Source organism: Geofilum sp. OHC36d9, from assembly GCF_052400685.1.
GTDB lineage: Bacteria > Bacteroidota > Bacteroidia > Bacteroidales > Marinilabiliaceae > CAZHHH01.
In genome coordinates this window covers 74,894-95,821 of the sequence record NZ_JBQTGJ010000004.1, presented here as the reverse complement: position 1 = coordinate 95,821, position 20,928 = coordinate 74,894, and the positions used below count along the sequence as shown (strand labels likewise).

Annotated in this window: 15 protein-coding genes; 6 read left to right on the top strand and 9 right to left on the bottom strand. The window is 40.3% G+C overall.

The annotated features are described in order from the left end of the window. Window positions 1-72 precede the first annotated feature (72 nt). The 8 genes from ACT3CD_RS06605 to ACT3CD_RS06570 all read right to left on the bottom strand — a co-directional run bounded on the left by ACT3CD_RS06605 (window position 73) and on the right by ACT3CD_RS06570 (window position 12,562). Entirely contained in the window at window positions 73-1,608 is a 1,536-nt protein-coding gene (locus tag ACT3CD_RS06605) for a GNAT family N-acetyltransferase (RefSeq protein WP_444644105.1), read from the bottom strand. Window positions 1,609-1,741: 133 nt separating this feature from the next. Beyond that, a complete protein-coding gene (gene menB / locus ACT3CD_RS06600) occupies window positions 1,742-2,557 on the bottom strand; it encodes a 1,4-dihydroxy-2-naphthoyl-CoA synthase (RefSeq protein WP_444644103.1) in 816 nt (271 codons plus the stop codon). Window positions 2,558-2,762: 205 nt separating this feature from the next. After that, window positions 2,763-4,460 (bottom strand): 2-succinyl-5-enolpyruvyl-6-hydroxy-3-cyclohexene-1-carboxylic-acid synthase, encoded by a 1,698-nt coding sequence (gene menD / locus ACT3CD_RS06595; RefSeq protein WP_444644101.1) that lies wholly within the window; start codon window positions 4,458-4,460, stop codon window positions 2,763-2,765. A 48-nt stretch (window positions 4,461-4,508) separates the two neighbouring features. Further along, window positions 4,509-5,618 (bottom strand): isochorismate synthase, encoded by a 1,110-nt coding sequence (locus tag ACT3CD_RS06590; protein ID WP_444644099.1) that lies wholly within the window; start codon window positions 5,616-5,618, stop codon window positions 4,509-4,511. A 499-nt stretch (window positions 5,619-6,117) separates the two neighbouring features. Continuing rightward, complete coding sequence (gene tnpA, locus ACT3CD_RS06585; RefSeq protein WP_444644097.1) at window positions 6,118-6,525, bottom strand: IS200/IS605 family transposase; 408 nt, start codon at window positions 6,523-6,525, stop codon at window positions 6,118-6,120. A gap of 295 nt (window positions 6,526-6,820) precedes the next feature. Continuing rightward, window positions 6,821-8,692: a sensor histidine kinase gene (locus tag ACT3CD_RS06580; RefSeq protein ID WP_444644095.1), complete on the bottom strand. Its 1,872-nt coding sequence runs from the start codon at window positions 8,690-8,692 to the stop codon at window positions 6,821-6,823. Window positions 8,693-9,535: 843 nt separating this feature from the next. After that, complete coding sequence (locus ACT3CD_RS06575; protein ID WP_444644093.1) at window positions 9,536-12,013, bottom strand: TonB-dependent receptor plug domain-containing protein; 2,478 nt, start codon at window positions 12,011-12,013, stop codon at window positions 9,536-9,538. Window positions 12,014-12,049: 36 nt separating this feature from the next. After that, entirely contained in the window at window positions 12,050-12,562 is a 513-nt protein-coding gene (locus ACT3CD_RS06570; protein WP_444644091.1) for a YfiR family protein, read from the bottom strand. 1,049 nt (window positions 12,563-13,611) lie between these two features. Between ACT3CD_RS06570 and ACT3CD_RS06565 the strand changes: the two genes are divergently transcribed. The 6 genes from ACT3CD_RS06565 to ACT3CD_RS06540 all read left to right on the top strand — a co-directional run bounded on the left by ACT3CD_RS06565 (window position 13,612) and on the right by ACT3CD_RS06540 (window position 19,591). Next, the gene (locus ACT3CD_RS06565) at window positions 13,612-14,322 is read left to right on the top strand and encodes a LiaF transmembrane domain-containing protein (protein ID WP_444644089.1); all 711 of its coding nucleotides are present in this window, start codon (window positions 13,612-13,614) and stop codon (window positions 14,320-14,322) included. A 3-nt stretch (window positions 14,323-14,325) separates the two neighbouring features. Next, on the top strand, window positions 14,326-15,387 hold the full coding sequence (locus ACT3CD_RS06560) for a sensor histidine kinase (protein WP_444644087.1): 1,062 nt from the start codon (window positions 14,326-14,328) through the stop codon (window positions 15,385-15,387). Beyond that, the gene (locus ACT3CD_RS06555; RefSeq protein WP_444644086.1) at window positions 15,384-16,142 is read left to right on the top strand and encodes a LytR/AlgR family response regulator transcription factor; all 759 of its coding nucleotides are present in this window, start codon (window positions 15,384-15,386) and stop codon (window positions 16,140-16,142) included. Before ACT3CD_RS06560 ends, ACT3CD_RS06555 begins: the two co-directional genes overlap by 4 nt. 81 nt (window positions 16,143-16,223) lie before the next feature. Further along, the gene (gene omp85 / locus ACT3CD_RS06550; RefSeq protein ID WP_444644084.1) at window positions 16,224-17,570 is read left to right on the top strand and encodes an Omp85 family outer membrane protein; all 1,347 of its coding nucleotides are present in this window, start codon (window positions 16,224-16,226) and stop codon (window positions 17,568-17,570) included. A 136-nt stretch (window positions 17,571-17,706) separates the two neighbouring features. After that, a complete protein-coding gene (locus tag ACT3CD_RS06545; RefSeq protein WP_444644082.1) occupies window positions 17,707-18,420 on the top strand; it encodes a hypothetical protein in 714 nt (237 codons plus the stop codon). A gap of 775 nt (window positions 18,421-19,195) precedes the next feature. Then, window positions 19,196-19,591, top strand: coding sequence for an acyl-CoA thioesterase (locus tag ACT3CD_RS06540; protein ID WP_444644080.1), 396 nt, complete (start codon window positions 19,196-19,198; stop codon window positions 19,589-19,591). Here ACT3CD_RS06540 and ACT3CD_RS06535 read toward each other — a convergent pair. Next, window positions 19,578-20,726, bottom strand: coding sequence for a DUF819 family protein (locus ACT3CD_RS06535; protein WP_444644078.1), 1,149 nt, complete (start codon window positions 20,724-20,726; stop codon window positions 19,578-19,580). The genes ACT3CD_RS06540 and ACT3CD_RS06535 overlap by 14 nt on opposite strands. Window positions 20,727-20,928: the final 202 nt, after the last annotated feature.

Below are 20,928 nucleotides of genomic sequence, written 5' to 3'. Positions count from 1 at the left end.
ATCTCCGACACCTTAAAATAAAGGGGATCGGAGATAAATTATTTGTGTCACCTAAAATTATCAGGCTTCTTTTTATATTTTCTTTTCGTTTTTAAGTTTTAAGTCAAAGACATCCCCGCGTCGATCTTTTAGATTACGAACACTGCCATAGGTGTGTAGTTCTGAAAGTAAGTCCAGATCTACATCCGAGACCAATATCATTTCGGTGTTAGGCGTTGCTTCCGATTTGATGCCATTGGTTGGAAATGCAAAGTCGCAGGGCGTGAATACTGCTGATTGCGCATACTGAATATCCATATTATGAACCTTTGGCAGGTTACCCACCGAGCCGGCAATGGCCACATAACATTCGTTTTCGATGGCGCGGGCACGGGCGCAATAGCGCACACGGCTGTAGCCATTTTGGGTGTCGGTGAGAAAAGGTACAAATAATATGTTCATACCCTGATCGGCCAACAAACGCGGTAGCTCCGGAAATTCCACATCATAACATATCAAAACGCCAATTTTGCCGCAATCGGTTTCCATAATTTTAACCTGATCGCTGCCTGCCAGTCCCCAAAATTTCACTTCGTCGGGGGTGACATGGATTTTTTCATAGCTATCCCATGTGCCGTTGCGACGGCAGAGATAACCTACGTTGTATAGTTTCTCACCTTTCATCAGTGGCATGCTACCTGTGATGATGTTGATGTTGTAGCTGATGGCCAACTGGATAAAGCGTTCGCGAATTTCTTCGGTATATTCGGCCAGCTTGCGAATGGCTTCGGGCTCCGAGAGGTGATTGTATTTCGCCATGAGAGGGGCATTGAAAAACTCCGGGAACAGAATGAAGTCACTTTTGTAACCCGATACGGCATCCACAAAATATTCCATTTGTTCATACATTTCCTCAGGTGTAGCGTAGAGGCGCATCTGCCACTGCACCAACCCCAATCGTACAATAGGTTTTTGCTGGTTGAGTTTTTTGCTTTTTTGTGTGTAGTAAATATTGTCCCATTGCAGCAATACGGCATAGTCTTTCGATTCTTTATCGCCCGGCAGGTAGTTAATCAGCACCTTTTTTACGTGAAAATCGTTGGATAGCTGAAAGGTCAGCGTTGGATCGTAAAGTTCTTTTTGTTTTACTTTTTGTATGTATTCTTTGGGCGTCAGTTCCTGGGCATGTTTGTGGTAGTTGGGAATGCGTCCTCCAAAAACAATGGCTCGCAGGTTGAGTTGTTCGCATAGTTCTTTTCGGGCATCATAGAGGCGGCGACCTAAACGTAAACCCCGAAACTCGGGCCGGATAAACATATCAATGCCGTATAAAATATCGCCGCGGGGATTGTGGGTGGTAAAGGTACTGTTACCTGTTATTTCTTTGTAGGTATGTTCATCCCCAAATAGCTCATATTTTACAATAAGCGATAACGCACACCCAACAATAACGCCATCTACAACCACGCCTATTTGTCCCATTGGGAATATGTTAAGCAGTGTTTGAATATGGTGTTCTCTCCAATATGAGTCGGGCCATTGTTCATAGGCCTTCATCATAGCTGATTTTAGTTCTTCATAATCTTCTATATTGAGATTACGAAGCTCAACGTTTTTGATTTCGCTCATAATATAACAGGTTTAAAAATTGACGGGTTACCCGGTATTGGTGATCTTAGTATTATTTTGGGAGAATTAAGGTTTCCTTATTGGTAGATGTTACCGCCTTTTGACCTGATATCTGGATTTTTGTAAAGACTTTTTACGGAAATTTTGGAAATGGCTTAAAGTCAGGGTCTCTTTTTTCCAGAAAAGCCTTACGTCCTTCCTGAGCTTCTTCCATCAGATAGAACATCAGCGTGGCATCGCCGGCTAGCTCCATGATGCCTGTTTGTCCGTCGAGTTCGGCATTCAATCCGCGTTTAATCATGCGCATTGCCATCGGGCTTCTTTGCAGCATTATTTTACACCATTCTACAGTTTCGTCTTCCAGCTGGCTCAAGGGGACGACTTTGTTTACCAGACCCATTTGTTCCGCTTCTTTGGCTGTATATTGTTTGCATAGAAACCATATTTCACGGGCTTTTTTCTGACCTACGTGGCGGGCCAGATACGATGAGCCAAACCCGGCATCGAAGCTTCCTACCTTTGGGCCACTTTGTCCGAAGATGGCATTTTCGCTGGCTACGGTAAGGTCACATATAACGTGCAATACGTGTCCGCCACCAATGGCATATCCATTAACCATGGCTACTACCGGTTTTGGGAGTGACCGGATGCGTTTGTGCAGGTCAAGCACGTTGAGGCGGGGTACGCCGTCTTCACCGATATACCCACCATATCCTTTTACGTTTTGGTCGCCGCCTGAACAAAATGCTTTGTCGCCTTCGCCGGTCAGGATAACAACGCCTAAGTCCTGACGCTCACGACATATATCAAAGGTTTCGATGAGTTGTTTGACCGTTTCCGGACGAAATGCATTGTAAACCTTTGGCCGGTTTATCGTTATTTTGGCAATGCCTTCAAAACTTTCAAACTTAATATCACTGTATTCTTTTTCGGTTTTCCAGATACGCATGTTTGGATGATTTTTATTGATTAGATAAAAGTTCAACTTCTGTATTTTGCTTGTCCTAAAAGTGGATATTTACCATGGTTAATCTCCATTTTTAGAATTTTGCAAATCCTGAATTTGTACATTTTTTATCAGGTACTTGTTTTTTTTGATTACACCAGATCCGTCTGAACTGTCGGTTGTATTTCACAACAATATTAAATCTTTTTTAGATCATTTCGTTTCTCAAAAACTTAAAATATTTCTTTAATAATTTTCCGCTTTCAACATTCGGCGTAAAAATCTCCAATAGTTGAGGTTTTTCGGATGGTTCAAAGAATTTGGGCAACAACTGTTCCATCTCTTCCTGATTATGAGCCGAAAAATAGTTCAAATGAAAGGTTTGTGCTATCCCCTCGCACGTCGTGTTGTGGTTTGCTTCAAAGTACGCTTCCAATTCATCCGTTTCAGCAGGGCCTGTAATAAAGCGGAAGATGCCGCCTCCGCCATTATTTATTACAATGACACGGAAATTGTTGGGTAGGTATTTGTGCCACAATCCATTGCTGTCGTATAAGAAGGATAGGTCACCAACAATCAGCAAAACGGGTTGCGTGGTTCCATAGGCGGCACCGGCGGCTGTACTTACACATCCATCAATACCGTTGGTACCCCGGTTGGCATACCAGGTTTGTCCGGGAGCCCATTCAAATAGTTGAGCATACCTAACGGGGGTGCTGTTTCCCAGGTGTATTTGGTAGCCGGCCATTGTATGTTCGCTGAGAGTTTTAAACAGGTTCAGATCCGACCAGGGAGTTTTGTCGAAAAATTGAAAGTGTCGTTCTGTTGATAAGCGACTTCTTTTTTCCCAGATTTCCGGAAAACGATTTTCGCGTTTTTGCATCTGGTCTGCCACATGATTTAGTATGTTGGCGGCATTGCCTTTAATGATTCGCGAAACGGCCTGATAGGTGTCGGTAATATTATCGTGATTGGAGAAGTGCCAGTGTATGTGAGGCGAGTGCTTGCGCAGTAGCTTTTTAATCATTTTCGACAACACGGGGATGTCCAGAGTGATAAGCATATCAGGACTGAAAATAAGTTCTTCATCTTCAGTAATGGTGGAAACAATGCGGTCCATATTACCAAAAAAGGGCTCGCCTTCCATGTTCGACAGGGTTTCGGTTAATACCACTACACCTTTTGAAGCGAGAGCTGATAAAGCTTCCTGTAGATTTTGATCTTTGTGCATGGCACCTACAATGACCAAAACCCGTTCGTAGCGTTCAATCTCGTTTGTCAGCAATGCAATAGCATCTGTTGATAATGCGCTGTCGCCGGTTAATATCTCAATTTTTCGGGCCTGGGTATTTGGGTAAACGGTTTTGCCATATAACGGTTCGCGCATTGGGACGTTTATATGGATGGGACCAGGGATCTGGCCGTTGCATTTTTGAAAGGCCTCGTTGAGGGTGCGATTCATAAACCACTCGTCGTCGGGATGCCCGCCGGATAAGGGCAGAGAGCATTGGTAACGGATGAAATTATTGTAGATGCCCGGTTGTTCAATGGCCTGGCCATCCGATTGATTAATCCATTCTTTTGGTCGGTCGGCAGTGATCACTACCAGAGGAATTTGTTGATAATATGCCTCAGCCACAGCCGGCGCATAATTAAGCGCTGCGGTACCACTGGTGCAAACCAGGGCTACAGGCTGCCGTTTTTCACGCGCCAAACCCAACGCAAAATAACCCGCACTGCGTTCATCTACAATGCTGAGACATTCGAATTTCTCAGAACTTGAAAAGGAGATGATTAACGGTGCATTACGCGAACCCGGAGATATAACAACCTGTTCAACACCATGCAGGTGGCATAAATCCACCAGCGCTTTTACAATCGGTTTGTCTGAAATTGCTTTGCTCATAATTGGTTGTTTGATGGTAGCGGCGTTGATAATAGCCGTTTTTTTTGTCTATAATTTATTGATGACAGACAGCAACGTTTGGCTTTTCAGGATGGTTTCATTCCATTCGCTGTGCAGGTTGGATTGACGTGTCAGGCCTCCACCAACAAAAATGGTGCTGTGCATTGCTTCTGTTTTCATGCTTCTGATATTGACGAATAATTTTGAATTATTGGTTCCTATGGGGCCTAAAAATCCACCGTAATAACTACGGTTATGTTTTTCAATGGAACGAATCAAATGCATGGCTTTACTCTTGGGTTCACCACATAGTGCCGGTGTTGGGTGCAAAGCTTTCACAAATTGTGCCAACTTAAATGATGGCGGACTGTCGAAAATGTAGGTTGTTTTAAGGTGGGTGAGGTTGCCGGCTCTGGAAATTTCAGGACCGTCTTTTTGGTAGTCGGTGATGTTGAATTTGTTAAGGGTGTTATCGATGAAGTTGCTGACCAATCCTTGTTCTTCAATTTCTTTTTGAGTCCATGATTTATACGCCGCATCGTGGGTGCGTGTACCTGCCAAAGCAACGGTCGTACAGGTGCCATTTTGTCCTGAAAAGAGGAGCTCAGGCGATGCGCCTGTCCAAATGCCGGTTTGGGGTGTTGATACCATAAAAACAAAGGCCTTGGGATACCTGACCAAAAGGTGTTCGAAAATGTAGGGTAATGCCGGTATTAAATTTTTGTGGACGGGTAATGCTCTTGATAATATGATTTTTTCGACTTCCCCGTTGTTTAACGCCTGCTGCATGGCTGCAAATTGTTCGGAATAATCATAAAAATCATGTGTCTCAGGGTTTGTTTTACCCGATGAATAATCAACATGACCGTCTGTTCCGCTTTTTTGTGAAAGGACCGTTGTTTCCTGATTGGTGAATAGCCACGCCTGTTCTGTTGTTGCATCAAATGGATACATCACAAAACCGTTGGAGTTTTTTGGGTTGTCTAAAAATGTCAGATCGAAGGGGGAGATGGAAGCTATTGTATTGAGGTGCACATCATCCGTTTCGGGTAATCTGTATGCATAAAATGCGGTATTGCTATCCAGATGATTTTTAATAATTTGATTAATGTTGTCCATACGATGCATCTTCCCTGAAAAGAGTTGCAAAGATAGCAAAAATCATCACCTTTTGTTTTATAGAATGTGGCTTAAAATAATTGGTGCGCGGTAAAACTGAAAAACTTTTAAAACGCGCTATTCCGGCGGATTACAAAACCACGTGTAAAAAAAGAAATATCACGTGTGGTTTTACCTGTTATCACGTGTGGTTTTATTCATTATCACGTGTGAAAAAAAAAATATCACGTGTGGTTTTTATCAATAAGACGTGTGGTATTTAAAATATCAATTAATTTTCTAAAACAGATTGTCGCAAAGCTTCTGTCGGATAAGACTGCTGACACGCAAAAAGGAGACAGGGACACGAACCATAGCGAGGGTTTCCTTTAAGATTTGGGCGGGCCGTGATTGTATTTATTCATTTAATTGGAGGACTCCTCTGGCGTCCGGATTGTTGGTAGCCAATGGATGGGCTACCAGCATACGACCCCAATGGGGTCGGACTATAGATTCCAATCAAATAAATATTTATCGTTGTAGTTAATTTCGTTGGTTTTTAAGAAATCAAGATACTCATCTTTAAAGGTTTTTTTTTATGATGCTCTTTTTGATTCAGAATGTATTTTACAACAGCGTCAATTTGAGAATGACTATGTGAAAAAGCTCCAAAACCCTCTTGCCAATAGAAGTGAGAGGAGGTTAATCTGTTTTCGTTTATAAATTCGTTGCTTGCCTTTTTTACTTCCCTTATTAAATCAGAAAGGCAGCAATCCGGTCTTAGGCCAATAAAGAAGTGTATATGGTCGGGCATGCCATTGATTGCAAGCATCTTTTGACCTTTGTTTTGTACAATGCCTGTGATATACTGATACAATCGTTCTTCCCACTCCGACTTAATCTGTGATTCTCTGCCTTTAACTGCAAACACAATGTGTATGTGAATTTTAGAATATGAATTTGCCATATTACGTTGCTGATATTTTATTTTTTAATTCAATAGTTCCGTCAATCCGATGTGTATGTAATTTTGGGATACAAAAGAAATGTTCACTTCCCAATGCTTCAACTTCAAAGAGTCGAACATTAGGCAACTTGGAATAAATTTATTAATTCTGCGAACCTTTTATTAATTGTGCTTACCATTTTTATCTTGTTCATTTATTCGTTTAATTGGAGGACTCCTCTGGCGTCCATATGTTGGTAGCCAATGGATGGTCTACCAACATCCGACCCCACTGGGGTCGGACTATAGATTCCAATCAAATAGTTGTTATATCAGATTTCAAGGGTATTGTAAATGTAAAATCGCTGCCTTTGCCAACTTCACTTTTAAGCCATATTTTTCCACCATGTTTTTCTACAAATTCTTTGCATAATATAAGGCCAAAACCTGTTCCTGATTCATTATCCGTTCCTTCTGTTATTGTTTGTGTGCTAATGTCAAATAATTCTGCTTGAACCTCTTGAGAAATACCTATGCCGGAGTCTTTTACAATTACTTCGACAAATGGAATGTTGTTTGCATCTTTTATTAAATGTGCTGTAACGGATATTTTGCCATTTTTAGGCGTAAATTTTATGGCATTTGATAACAAATTGCGGAGAGTTGTGGAAAGCATGTCTTTATCTGCTTCAATAAAAATGTTTTCAGGTATTCGTTTTGTTAAGGTTATGGATTTGTTTTCGGCCGAATGCTGAAGTAATTCGTATGTTTCATTTGTCAATAAAAATAAATTTATTTTTTTGGGTTTAAAATCAATTGTTCCTCTTTGCGAGCGTGACCAAAGAAGTATACTTTCGAGCAATTTATAGGTATTTTGTATGCTCGTGTATATCATTCCGATGAATTTTTTTTGTTTTTCGCTATCATATTTATCGAATTGTTCATTTAATATTGTTGAAAAGGCAAGCATCGAATTAAAGGGTGCTTTTAAATCGTGTGCTAATATTGAGAAGAATTTATCTTTGGCTGCAACTGCTTCTTTTAGGTTTGCTTCGCTCTTTTTTAAACTGATTTCTGCATGTAACTTGTGATATTCAATTTTTGCATATCTCGTCGCAAATATTAGCATGACTATAAACAGAATCGTAATTATAATACCTGCTTGTTGTCGGTATTCTTTGTGTTTAGAATATAATACGGCCGCCGGAATGTAATATACCAACTTCCATGCATATGCTTTTTTTAACGAAGCGTCTTTAGTTTTTAACGTAAAATTTTCTGTCGCGGGATATTTTTGTTTATTGAGTAGCGGGTAGATTGTTTTAAATGTAAACAGGCCTAAATCGGTTTCAAATTGCGACGCTTCATTGTTTTTAATAATTTCCCAAACATTCGGGTAATATTTGTCGAAGGTTATGTCTTTATGGTCTTTATACATAAACCCCCATTCCAGATCAGGAGATGGTCCTTTAAGCCAATATCCGTCACTGTTTAAAAGCATTAACTGATTTTTTGCAAGCGAATCTTTGTGTATGAGCATGTTTATTATATTTTCCCCGAAATAATTAAACAAAACGATTCCTCTTTTTTTTCCCTTTTTATCAAAAACAGGTGTTGCAATGCGAATCATTGGTTTTAATGGTTGTTCTATCTGCCCATGTTCAATATTTAAGTCGAGTTGGGACGCAAAAATTTCGTTCTTGTTTAATTTTATAGCATCCTGAAAATAGTATCTGTCTTTTTTATTTTGAAGATTATGTTTTGCTACTGCAGCAGGATACCCATTGTTATAATTAATTCTAATAAGTTCCTGTCCATCGTCGTTTATCAGCCGTACCTGATCGTATATTTTTCTATATATAGCTGTGGTAAGGAATTCCTGGGAAATGGATGTCATGATCTCAGTGTTTGTGGTATCATCCCAAAATTTTAACAGCTGACTGTTTAATGACAGAATCATCAAATCGGTCGTAACGTGTGACATTTCAGTTTGTATGTTTTCGAGCTTCACAGTTACAATATTTTCTGCCTGGGTTTTTTGTTCTCCAATATCCAATATTTCATCAGCCTGGTATATCGTTAAAACAGATGCAGTGATTATGGCAAAAAAGAACAGGAACAGGAGTAGGGTTCTCCTGAATATAACTTTCTTTTTTTTGCGGATTGACTCATTTTTTTGGTTAATCATAGTTCTATGTTATCGGTAACCTTCTTTTAAAACATTAATGCTTTGGTTGTTGTTAGCGGTTGGTGATAGATGATATGAGTTAGACTGCTAGTTGTTTATTATTAAGTAAATATGAAGCTCTGGCGGGCGGCATTTGTTTCGGTTAAGTTGTGTCAGCAAGAAAATACCATTTTTATCGTTTCATTCGTTTTCAAAATGGCCGTTTACGACCGTAAATTCATCTTTCAGGCTTCAAAACGAGTAGTCTAAAAAAAATGTAGATATCAATGAAATTTGGTGTAAAAATTTCACTCGGCCTATAAAAAAATAAATTTTTTACGTACAAAAGCCGTAAAAATGAAATTTCCTTATCTGTTATTAGAGTTTTCGGGTAAGCTTTAAATCCTTCGTCATTGTTAGCGATAGAGCATAAGGCATGCGTTGTGAGCAGAGGTGCGTACTTATTTATGCTCTTTTTATACTGTCCAAAAATACAAATTTTATGGATTAAAGGACGTATCGTGGTGGTCATTATTATTGAGAGGTAGCCAATTGCCTATATGCATGGGTTACGCCATGAATCATTTGTTAGTATCAGGTTGCTTTATTGAGAAGTAAGCAGCCATTATTATTTGAAGTTGATAAAAATGCAAATGTCTGTGATTACTGTTGGTTCAGGATGATCCATGATTCAGATTGTGGAGTAATAAACGTAGTGTCTTCTGTTTGAATTTGGCGTATCAGAATCAGTTTAGAAATGGGTTCAAAAAATAACCGGATATTTTGCTGAGAAGCAAAATATCCGGTTGAATGGTTAGTGCCTGTCCATAAAATAGGAAGTTGGGTTTTATAGACAGACTCTGGTTAATATTTAAAGCGTAATCCAGCCATATAAATATCGCCAATTTCATCCATGAAAGGGAATTCACCGGATTCGTCGTTCAGTAAATTGCGGGCATTTATAAACACTGAAAATTGTCTGCCTGGTGAATAGGTGGCCTGCATGTTAAGAATTAATTTGGGGTCAATGGTTGCTGTTTCATATTGATTGTTAAATGTTTGCTCACTGTAGTAATAACCATATCCCGATATGGTAAATTTTGTCACCGGTTTATAGGTTAATCCTGCCATACCCCAGAATGCAGGCGTCGTTTTGTGCTCAACATTGTCTTTGTAATCGGTAAACTGAAAGTCAGACTTAGCGGAGTTGGCCAGTTGTTCCTCAAGCGGAACCGCTATCTCTCCGTATAAAATGCCGCCTGCCAGCTGTTCAAATGAGGGATAGGCATCGTTCAACTGTGCTTCAGTGATTTCGGAGATGGTATGATCCATTACATCATTTAGCTTGGTTTGTTGAATGGTACCGTGAAATTTACCCACCAATTTGGGCGATATAATCCAGTCTATGCTGGCAGTTAGCCCAATTTGGCGTGCGTCAACCGGGAGGTTCTGGTATTTGATATTTACGTAGGCATCCGGGAGGGTTCCACCTGCCAGTATCGATTGGATGTAACCTGCTGCTGTTGCGTAATCCGCATCCATTCCTTCAGCCAGGCTGAGTTTTGAATATTCAGGCAGCAGGGCGCCGTAATCACGACTTTCTGAGCCAAAAATTTCGAGGTCAATCATTAATGTTTTTGACGGTTTGATGCGATAGCCCAGTTCAATCATATCTATCTTCATCAATTTGTAATTTTCATTGCCGTCGAAGTGCATGTATTGGGGGAATAGTCCCCGTTCGTTGCGGTTCCAAAGATAATTTGATCGTGAATTAATGAGAAAAGAAGAACGGTTGGCTCTTGAGTAAACAGCTCGCAGTATTTGATTTTCGCCCAAAGGCATTGTCCCGGCAATTTGCCACGAAGGATAAATTTTATCGGGCAGGTTATATTTTTCAGCACGCAGCGCTGATACTAGTCTTAATTTTCCAAGGAATAGATATTCGGCACGTAAGCTGGCTGAAAAGGTGTTAAGTTCTTTTTTCCCGTTGAGATAACCTTTCTGACCTGCGGATAGGTATGGCGTGTCGTCCAGGGCTGCTGATTGGTAACTAATGCCCGGTCGAAGATTGAGTGATTTTAATTGCCAGTTGTATTCGGTTGAAGCATTGATTTGTTGCATTTTGCCTTTAAATCCCACTTCGCCCGTGGCAAAATCCTGACTTCCGCTCATATAATTTATTTGGGTCGAAAGTCCGTGGTATTGAATCTGAAGATTGCCATAGCCGGTGTTGGATTTACGACCTGTGAAGGATGTTGCAAGGTCGATAATAGGTGATGAATTAACGTATGACGTTTGAAATCCGGTACTCAGAGTAAAGGACAGATCGCTGTTAGGAGTGTATTCAGAATAAAAATTGACACCCATATTTTCGCGTGCCAGCTCAGGGTCCTCAAACAGGTCATTTACATCCTGGGTGACGGGTATTAGTGTCTGGACGCCGGTAGCAGTTACTGTTTTCATCCGGCTATATTGATCCAGGGTGTAGAATCCGCCATTGGTATGAATGGTTTCTCCCGATTCATTTTCATATTGCAACCCATTTTCATTGTCGAACAGATAAATTTTATCGGTATTCCGGTTTCGGTGCTGGAAATTTGATGTAATGGCTGTACTTATTTTTTTGTTCCATTTTTTACGAAAAGCAATGTCGCCGGTATATGTCTCTTGTGTGCCACCTCTTACAACGCCTGATATAAGAGGTGATGAATCGTCGGTTTTTGAGGTGATAATATTAATGACGCCATTCACTGCGTTTGGCCCGTAAAGGGCACTGGCAGGCCCGCGGACAACCTCTATGCGCTCAATGTCTTCAAAGCCGATGGGCAGGCTTTCCCAAACAATGGCGCCGTATGCGTAATTAAAGACCGGACGCCCGTCTATCATCAGCAATGTATTGGTGTTTTCGGTATAAAGCAGCATGTTATTTTGAGGTATATTGTCAAGTCCCCGTATATGAATATCGAAGTTACCATTGGTTTTTTCGCGGACAATAACTCCGGGAATTAACCGTAGTGCTTCTTCAATGGACGTTGCGCCAAACGTAAAGATCTCTTCTTTGGTTAGTACCGACGAGGAGAGTGGCGCATCAAAGGCGTTTTCGCTCCTTTTGGATGCCGATTTCATGTTTTTGTTCATGATGAGGTCGTAGAGCTCATTGATGCTCGAAACGCCCATTACGTCCATGGCACCCATTAGTTGTTCCAGAGGGAGTTCCGAAAGTTCTTCCATCGACATGTTGACAAGTTCTTCGCGGGAGAGATTGTTCTCTGCTTGCTGCGCGTAAGTGCGAACAGTCGAAAATATGAATAGTAAGGTTAGGAGAAGTATTATTTTTCTCATTATCGTAGTTTTAATCAGTTAATACGTTTAGTTGTCTTAGTTGACCTGAACACCCAGAGCTATTATTTTTTTGGAAATAGTCAGCCCCTGTTTTTCGATGTTATCGGGGCTGATTTCAAATTTTAGCTTTCCGTCATCAATAATAAAGGATATTCCGGCACCTTGTGAGCAGATGCCATGTTGGTTACCTATTATCAGAACTTTGTTGTTCTTTTGATAGGAAGTAAGTACCGGTATTTGGCTGCTGCGGTTTTCCGACAGATAAATAATCTGCGATTGACCAACGTTATCAACGGTGGAGGCCTCTTTAATTACCATTTTGTTATTGCCAATTTTACGTGATCCGGCAAGCGTTTTTAATTCATTGGCAATCTCGTTGTCGCCAATAACGGTGATGACAAAATCGTCACTTGCAGATACCTCTTCTGACCAATTTGTGTTTTGCGCAAAGTTGTATACAAAGAGAGCTTTGAATTTTGACATTTGGGCGTTGCTGTGACATTGAATGCCAACGACCAAAAGTGTTGTGAAGAGCAATAGTTTTTTCATAATTAATCATTTGAAGTTTAGTGTATTGATTGTGTTTTATGACAGGTTTAGTTCTGTCTTAAAATGCATTTTAAACTAATGCTGGTTAGGATGTTGAAAGAATGGGTAACCCACTTAATTTTTGGTCACACGTTTTTCTCAAACTTTTTTTTCAATGTGATATGACGACATGGCAATGACGTGGCAAAGCGTTTTGGTGATGTTGTTAGGTTACCCTGGTTGAATTTCGCAAAAAGTCCCCAAAATAGGGTTGTGTGAGTATAATTTGGCTGCTTATTGTGCCAAATAGAAGTTTTGTTGCGCAGATTGCTAATCGCCTTATAACGGCAGGGAATGTTTTTCTCAGAAAGCAAAATTTTAATATATCTGGTGTGATTTGTTTATAATGTTGTATAACGTTTTTGCAGGCATGCTCAAACAGTTTAATGGTTGGATGAACGTGAAAAACAAAGAGCGAGGCATTCATAAGTTTATGAAGATTGGTTTAAATTTTGGGGGGAGGGTCTTTTGGGGAAGGGTGTAGAGGATTGTTTGTTATCGTTTTTATGTTTCAAAAATAGGTAATAAATATTAGTTATGAAATTTTTTGACTATCTGTTTTTCAAAAAATATTTTTTGTTTATTTTGATTTTTATGTTTGTATTAGCCTGGTAATTAGTATTTTGATTGTGTTTATGTTTAGGATATATGATTGATATTATTTAGTCTTTTGTGTTTGTTAATCAGATTCCATTTATGTTAAATATAGGTTGTGTTTAATAGTCTTATTATTTTGTTACGAATGTTTTCTTTTAGGTTATTTACGACGCTGAAATAACATTTTTTGAGCTTCGCAAGCTTTGATTATTAATTTTCTAGTTCTAAATATTGACTTTCTGGACATGCGCTAAATAGAATGGCGTTATTTAAGAATCTGTCTTTTGTGACAGCACATTCGTTATTTACCATAATTAAACAGCATTTTACCGAAAAGGTGTTGTCGGTTGTTTTGGGTTCTTTAATTTTGAGTTATAATTATAGTGAGTCTTATATAGTTAATGAATTGATCTATGAACAAGTATAAATCATCTAAGCGATATGGATTTGGTGTGGTGGTAGTGCTCACCGGGCTGGTTTTGTTATTAGGAAATTTAGGTTTACTGCCGACGCCTCTGGCGAGGGTTTTGTTGCATTGGCCTATGATTTTAATTGCGATTGCGGTTATTAGTTTGATAAACAGGGAGTGGGTTGGCGGTTTTATTTTAATGGGTATCGGACTTTATTTTTTGCTTCCCGGGTTTATACCGCGATTTTCTTTTTATCAGATTTGGCGGTTTTGGCCGGTTTTTCTGATCCTTGGGGGAATAGCTATTTTAAGAGGTAAACAGCGTCATCGGAAATTTCAGGCCGATTCGCACATAAATTATCATTCTAATAACGAGGATGTTATTGAGGAGATGACTATTTTTGGTGGAAATATTAGTCTCATTCAGTCTAAGAATTTCAGAGGCGGTGAAATTACGTCGATATTTGGTGGTAGTGAGGTTAATTTTACCGAGGCTTCACTGGCGCCCGAAGGTGCTGTAATAGAAATGACTGCTGTATTTGGTGGTGTTAAGATTATTGTGCCGCGCGAATGGCATGTAAAGCATGAAGTGGTCAGTATATTAGGCGGTTTTACCGATAAGCGGGTTCCGGGAGGCGATCGGACTGATAGGAGTCGTACCCTTGTGATAAAGGGAACAACCATATTTGGTGGAGGCGAACTGTTAAGTTACTAATTAATGCTACATCCTGTATTTACACATCGATATTCAGCCTGGTTTATTATTGCTTTTTGGTTTATACATGCAATAGTTGCCGCTGCATTTCTTTGGTTTTATAGTGAATTACAGTGGTTTGAAGCGGTCCTGGATGGCGCAATATATAGCTTTGTTCTGTTAGCCGTAGGGGCTAGTTTATGGTATCCCATTGGTTATGCAAAAAAGGGATGTCATTTGTCGCGGAAATTGTTGCATAATTTTCTTATTGTTTTTGTTGCTCTTGTTTCATGGCTTTTGATTGCCGGCGTGGCATGCGAAATTATATTAGGTTCCGATCAGTATTATTCTGACTTGGCGATACGCATTTTACCTATACGTATTTTATGGGGCGTTGATGAATATATGCTTATCATGGTGATGTACCATTTCTTTAATTTTTACAAAGATCTGGAAGAAAAACGATTGATGGAAGAGGTGCTGAAAAAACAGGTTAAGGAATCAGAATTGAAAATTCTGAAGGCCCAGTTAAATCCTCATTTTTTATTTAATAGTCTGAATTCGGTGAGCGCTCTTACCCTGTCGCATCCCGAAGACGCACGTCTCATGATTGCACAGCTGGCTGATTTTTTGCGTTATTCGCTGAAGAATAAACATACCGATTTGATCTCTCTTAATATTGAAATGGATAATATTCGTCGTTATATGAATATAGAAGAAGTCCGTTTCGGGGAGCTCTTAATTTATAGGGAAGAAGTCGATGCAACTTGCGCAAAGCTTCTTTTACCAGCCATGATTTTACAGCCCATCTATGAAAATGCCATAAAACATGGTTTGTATGAGAGCCTGACGCCAGTGACTGTGCATACGGTAGCCTGTTATGCACCCGAGAAGGATGAGTTACATCTCTCTATCACTAATAATTACGAAGAAGGATTGCCGACGCCACGAGGTGCCGGGCTGGGATTGCGTCATACTGAAAATATTCTGCGAAATTTATATAATCGTGATGATTTGCTTACAGCCGTCGGTAGTAATGGCTTGTTTACGGTTAAGCTGATTATTCCTCAAATGCATAAAAAATGAGTGATAGCATTGTTGTATATAAAGCTCTGGTTATTGATGACGAGGCACCTGCCCGATCAATTATTCTTCAGTACCTGAAAAATTATGACCGTATTGAGGTGGTGGGTGAGTGTACCAATGGTTTTGAAGCATTGAAAGTAATTAAAGATTTGAAGCCAGATCTCATTTTTCTTGACATCCAAATGCCGAAAGTAAATGGGCTGGAGTTACTGGAGGTTTTACCGGAGCGCCCGCAAGTCATTTTTACCACTGCCTATGATGAATATGCCATAAAGGCTTTTGAATTGAATGCGGTCGATTATCTTTTAAAGCCTTTTGCCCGCGAGCGTTTTGATGTAGCTGTAAGTAAAGCCATTGAAAAATTATCGTCGGGAACAGGAAAAAACAGTATTTCGGTTGAAAAAATACGCGATAGTTCGCCTGATAAATTGTTGCGTATTGTTGTGAAGAAAGGAAGCAGCATGACTGTTATTCCGCTTCACGATATTCTTTTTATAGAGGCCCAGGAAGATTATGTGATGATTCATGCCACCCAGGGCCGTTTTATGAAAAATCAGACGATGAGTTATTACGAGTCTCATTTGCCGGAGCACGAGTTTATCCGAATTCATCGTTCTTTTATTGCCAATGCAGCTAAAATAGCCAGACTGGAGCCTTATGATAAAGATACTTACCTGGCGGTGATGTCTCCGGAGCATAAGCTGCGCATAAGCCGGGCCGGGTATAAAAAGTTGCGTCAACGAATGGGATTTTAAGCGAATCGCCAGAAATGCAATGATTTTTTGAATCTCATTGTAATTTTTATTCTATTTTGTGGCAGTTTTAAAACAGATAGAATGAAGCAGTTTGTTATTACTACTTTTTTGGGGTGTTTGCTTTTTGTGACAGTGAAAGGCCAAAGTGATTCTCTTTCAACGAACAAAACCGGTTGGAATTTTGGCGTATTGCCGGCTGTGTCGTTTGACGCCGATCTGGGGTTTCAATATGGCGGACTCATTAACCTTTATGAATACGGCGATGGAAGTCGGTTTCCTTTATACAATCATTCTTTGTATTTCGAGATTTCGCATTACACCAAAGGAAGCGGTATATTTCGGTTTTACTACGATTCCGATCGCCTTTTTAAGGGGCTGAGGGTGACTACCGATTTAACTTATATGCCCGAACAGGCTTATGATTTTTATGGATTTAACGGTTATGAGTCGGTTTATAATAAGGTCTGGGAGGATGATGAGAATGATGAGACCGATGGCTACCGGACCCGCATGTTTTATAAGATGAAACAAAATATGTTTCGTTTTAAAACCGATTTTCAAGGCGCTATTGGACACAAAGGATGGCAATGGATTGCCGGTATTAACATGCTGAATTTTGATATCGGTTCCGTAGATATTGATAAACTAAACAAGGGTCAGGATGAGGTTGACAAATTGCCACAGGTGGAAGAGCAGCCGGGGTTATATGAGCGATATGTTGACTGGGGACTTATTGATGACCAGGAAGCCAATGGTGGCTTTATCCCTGAGCTGAAGGCTGGTTTTGTTTACGATACCCGCGACAATCGGCCTAATCCGATGCAGGGCGTGTGGACCGAAGCCGTTTTGGTGGCTGTTCCTGAATTTTTAGGTGCTGAGAGTGGCTTCACGCGTCTGGCGGTGACGCATCGTCAGTATTTTACGCTTATCCCTGAGGATTTATCATTGGCCTTTAGGGTTGGATGGCAGCAGACGCTGTCGGGGCATGTGCCTTTTTATTATCAGTCGCAGGTGGTTACTTCGGTTATGACGGGCGCTACATCGACGGGTTTAGGTGGATCCCGGACCTTGCGAGGTATCAGGCGTAACCGTGTGGTGGGCGATGGTATGTTGTTTGGTAATTTGGAGGCGCGCTGGAAAGCGGTGCATTTCAATTTTATTAATCAGAATTTTTATCTGGGCATTAACACTTTTATGGATGCCGGTCGTACGACTGCTTTAATTGATGTGAAAAAGAAGGTGATGAGCATCAATGAGCCGATGGACGATTATTTCGATTTTGGTGCCGAAACCTGGCATCTTAGCTATGGCCTGGGGTTACGTATTGCTATGAACCGCAATTTTATTGTTGCGGCGGATTATGGTCGTGCTGCCAACAAACAAGATGGTGAATCCGGTTTTTATATCGGATTGAATTATTTGTTTTAGATGATTGCTTAAAGAATTACCGGCAAATGATTTTATGAAGTTGATTTTTTTTTCAACAGAGCAGGAACAGCTCCCATAACGGTAGTCTCATGTATAATTTTCGGATTCACAGATTGCTGTTATATTTGTGGTCGCTATGAAATTATTGCTGAGTTTTGTTTTATTTATTTTTTCGTTTCCTGTTAATGCTGCTTCATTGGCAGCTCAGTTAGATCATGAGTTTGTCGTTTTATTTTTGAAAAGCGATATGGTGTCATGGAAGATGCTGGTTGATAGTTTGCGAAAGGAGACACTGGACGATGCTTCGCAACGTGTATTGCTGTTTGCCGAATACGGTCTCATAGGAAATTATTTAGGGGAGGAACGTAATGCCGAAGCCGGAATAGAATTGGCATTTTTTGAACAACATATTAGCCGGACACTGAAAATGCGCCCTCAGGATGGTGAATTATATGCTTTTTATGCCGCATCGGTGGCATTTCGTATTTTTTTAAATCCTTTTGAAGCACTGTTTTTGAGTCGTCGTCATGCGTATTATCTGCAAATGGCTAATCAGTTGAGTCCTCAAAAGGGTTTGCCGCAAGTGGAGCAGGCCAACTCTTTCTATTTCAGACCAACCTGGATGGGTGGCGATAAGGGAAAGGCCGTGATAGCCTACGAAAGCGCATTTGAATATTACACAACCCATGAGAAAAATCATTGGATGTATTTTTATGTAGGCGCCTGGCTTGGCAATGTTTATCGGATGAATGGAGAGATAGATAAGGCCCGCCGGTTGTTTGAGCTGTTGCTGAGAGAAGCACCCGATTTTAAATGGGTAAAAGAAGATTTGTTGCCACGTGTTTCCTGACAGGGGTTATTTGTGGTTTTATTATGATAAAGTGTCAGCAAGAAAATTCTTGTGGTAAATAAAAGAGCTCCAAATTCAAAGTTTGCGCCGCTTGAAAAATTTGATTTTTACTTTCGTAAATGGACATTTTGAGAGCAAGCGTAACGCAGAAGTAGAACTTTTTTGCAAGCAAGATATAGTGCCTGTCCATAAAATGAGAGTTTGGTTATAAAGTCCAAATTCAAAGTTTGCGCCGCTCGAAAAATTTGATTTTTACTTTCGTAAATGGACATTTTGAGAGCAAGCGTAACGCAGAAGTTGGATTTTTTTTGCAAGCAAGATAATAGTGCCTGTCCATAAAATGAGAGTTTGGTTATAAAGTCCAAATTCAAAGTTTGCGCCGCTCGAAAAATTTGATTTTTACTTTTGTAAATGGACATTTTGAGAGCAAGCGTAACGCAGAAGTTGGATTTTTTTTGCAAGCAAGATAATAGTGCCTGTCCATAAAATGAGAGTTTGGTTATAAAGTCCAAATTCAAAGTTTGCGCCGCTCGAAAAATTTGATTTTTACTTTTGTAAATGGACATTTTGAGAGCAAGCGTAACGCAGAAGTAGAACTTTTTTGCAAGCAAGATAATAGTGCCTGTCCATAAAATGAGAGTTTGGTTATAAAGTCCAAATTCAAGGCTTGCGCCGCTCGAAAAATGTGAGTTTACTTTTGTAAATGACCATTTTGAGAGCAAGCGTAACGCAGAAGTTGGACTTTATAATTTTGTTTAAATATTTAACAAAGGCGATGAAGTATCAATACGAATTAGAATTTAAAGTGCGCGATTATGAGTGCGACTTGCAGGGGATTGTTAATAATAGTGTGTATCAGAATTATTTGGAGCACACCCGGCACGAATTTATGAAATCGGTCGGTCTCGATTTTGCAGATCTGTTTAAACGCGGTATTGTGGCCGTGGTGGCTCGCGTGAATTTAGCCTACAAAACGCCGTTGAAAAGTGGCGATACGTTTGTGGTACGACTACGGGTTGAGCACGAGGGCGTTAAATATATCTTTTATCAGGATATTTACCGGTTGCCCGGCGAGAAAATTTGTCTGAAAGGCATTGTCACTTCTACCAGTTTAATCAATGGCCGATTGGCGGTCTCTGATGAGATTGTTGAGGCTTTCAGTAAGGTATAGATTTAAGTATCTGGGCCAGTAAAAAGCCCAGATAGTTGCCGATGGTATAACCGACGATGCCGATGGTGAGTCCCGGAACAACAATGGATCTGTTGCGCAATGCACCGGCTACAACCGGCACAAATGGCGGACTGCAAAGCAGAGCCGCTGAGGTGATGATAACGGTGTCGGCATCAATGCCAAACCACCTGGAGAGAAGCAACTGTAGAATGAGTGAACCAAAAACAACCCATCCTACATAAAACAATATAGGAATTGCCCCGTTTGTAAGGGTTGTTACGTTAACCATTGAGGCTACCACAACACTAAAAACCAAAACAAAGTACATTCCCAGATCAAAGGTTTTGGGAATGCTGCGTACCGGTTTCCAAAAAGAGAGAGTCAGCGACAGGGTGGTTATCATTAGCATAATAACTGCCATTTGGGCGCTTTGAGGCACCAGTAGTGAAACTAAATATGAGATGGCAACCACTATCAGCGAAAGCAATAGTGCTTTTGATAATGGGCGGGTATATTTCCGTTTTAAAATACCATAGTACGGGTCCTGACCATCCAGATTGAGCGGTTCGGAGGAAGGGGTTGCTCTTTGTTTTGCAGGCGACAAAAACGCATTAAACAACCGTTGCCCTGCCGACATAAGAAAGAAGAGATACAAAACACCAATTACTAAATCGGCTGAATGAGTCATCAGGTACTGCGCTTCATCTACATTCAGGATTAATTTGAGTGATGCCAGATTGGGCGTGCCGCCGGTGTATACGCCGACTAATAAACCACTCATCTTCCACGTTTCCGGAATACTATCGTTAAATATAAAATAGCCTGTTGTAACCAAAATGATGACGCTAACAAGACCAATAAAGAGGCTGATAATGGCTTTTTTGGCTAACAGGAAGACTTGTTTCAGATTGGTTGAGAAAAGCATCAGAGGAATAGCCAGTGGTATGGTTACAGCGGTCAGCGTATCCTGAAGCGGTTGACTGTTGGCGGGCAAAATATGCAGATTCCCAAGTAACAAACCTATGATGTAGGCTACAACTACAGCCCCCAGTTTGTTTACATATCTGAATTTATGGCATAAGTGGAGCACCAGAAAGGGTGCCAGAAAGTAAAATATTGTTAATGCAATTTTCATCCGTAAATAATTTGTTTATCAGGGACGGATGGAATTTCATGCTTGCAATTTTTAGGTTGGGTTCTATTCTGTAAACAAGATCGTTTCATCGTCTTTTTTATGATTTTTTGCGACTAAAGGATTCGTGCTTTTAATACTTCTCTATGTTTGGAAAGAGTATGGCTGTTTGTAATGATGCACAAAGCTATTAATAATATGGTTA

Bases quoted from the DNA above. Each gene is read 5' to 3' on its own strand.
- ACT3CD_RS06605 (WP_444644105.1), bottom strand. From the start codon at position 1,608: ATGAGCGAAATCAAAAACGTTGAGCTTCGTAATCTCAATATAGAAGAT.
- menB (WP_444644103.1), bottom strand. From the start codon at position 2,557: ATGCGTATCTGGAAAACCGAAAAAGAATACAGTGATATTAAGTTTGAA.
- menD (WP_444644101.1), bottom strand. From the start codon at position 4,460: ATGAGCAAAGCAATTTCAGACAAACCGATTGTAAAAGCGCTGGTGGAT.
- tnpA (WP_444644097.1), bottom strand. From the start codon at position 6,525: ATGGCAAATTCATATTCTAAAATTCACATACACATTGTGTTTGCAGTT.
- ACT3CD_RS06580 (WP_444644095.1), bottom strand. From the start codon at position 8,692: ATGATTAACCAAAAAAATGAGTCAATCCGCAAAAAAAAGAAAGTTATA.
- ACT3CD_RS06575 (WP_444644093.1), bottom strand. From the start codon at position 12,013: ATGAGAAAAATAATACTTCTCCTAACCTTACTATTCATATTTTCGACT.
- ACT3CD_RS06570 (WP_444644091.1), bottom strand. From the start codon at position 12,562: ATGAAAAAACTATTGCTCTTCACAACACTTTTGGTCGTTGGCATTCAA.
- ACT3CD_RS06565 (WP_444644089.1), top strand. From the start codon at position 13,612: ATGAACAAGTATAAATCATCTAAGCGATATGGATTTGGTGTGGTGGTA.
- ACT3CD_RS06560 (WP_444644087.1), top strand. From the start codon at position 14,326: ATGCTACATCCTGTATTTACACATCGATATTCAGCCTGGTTTATTATT.
- ACT3CD_RS06555 (WP_444644086.1), top strand. From the start codon at position 15,384: ATGAGTGATAGCATTGTTGTATATAAAGCTCTGGTTATTGATGACGAG.
- omp85 (WP_444644084.1), top strand. From the start codon at position 16,224: ATGAAGCAGTTTGTTATTACTACTTTTTTGGGGTGTTTGCTTTTTGTG.
- ACT3CD_RS06545 (WP_444644082.1), top strand. From the start codon at position 17,707: ATGAAATTATTGCTGAGTTTTGTTTTATTTATTTTTTCGTTTCCTGTT.
- ACT3CD_RS06540 (WP_444644080.1), top strand. From the start codon at position 19,196: ATGAAGTATCAATACGAATTAGAATTTAAAGTGCGCGATTATGAGTGC.
- ACT3CD_RS06535 (WP_444644078.1), bottom strand. From the start codon at position 20,726: ATGAAAATTGCATTAACAATATTTTACTTTCTGGCACCCTTTCTGGTG.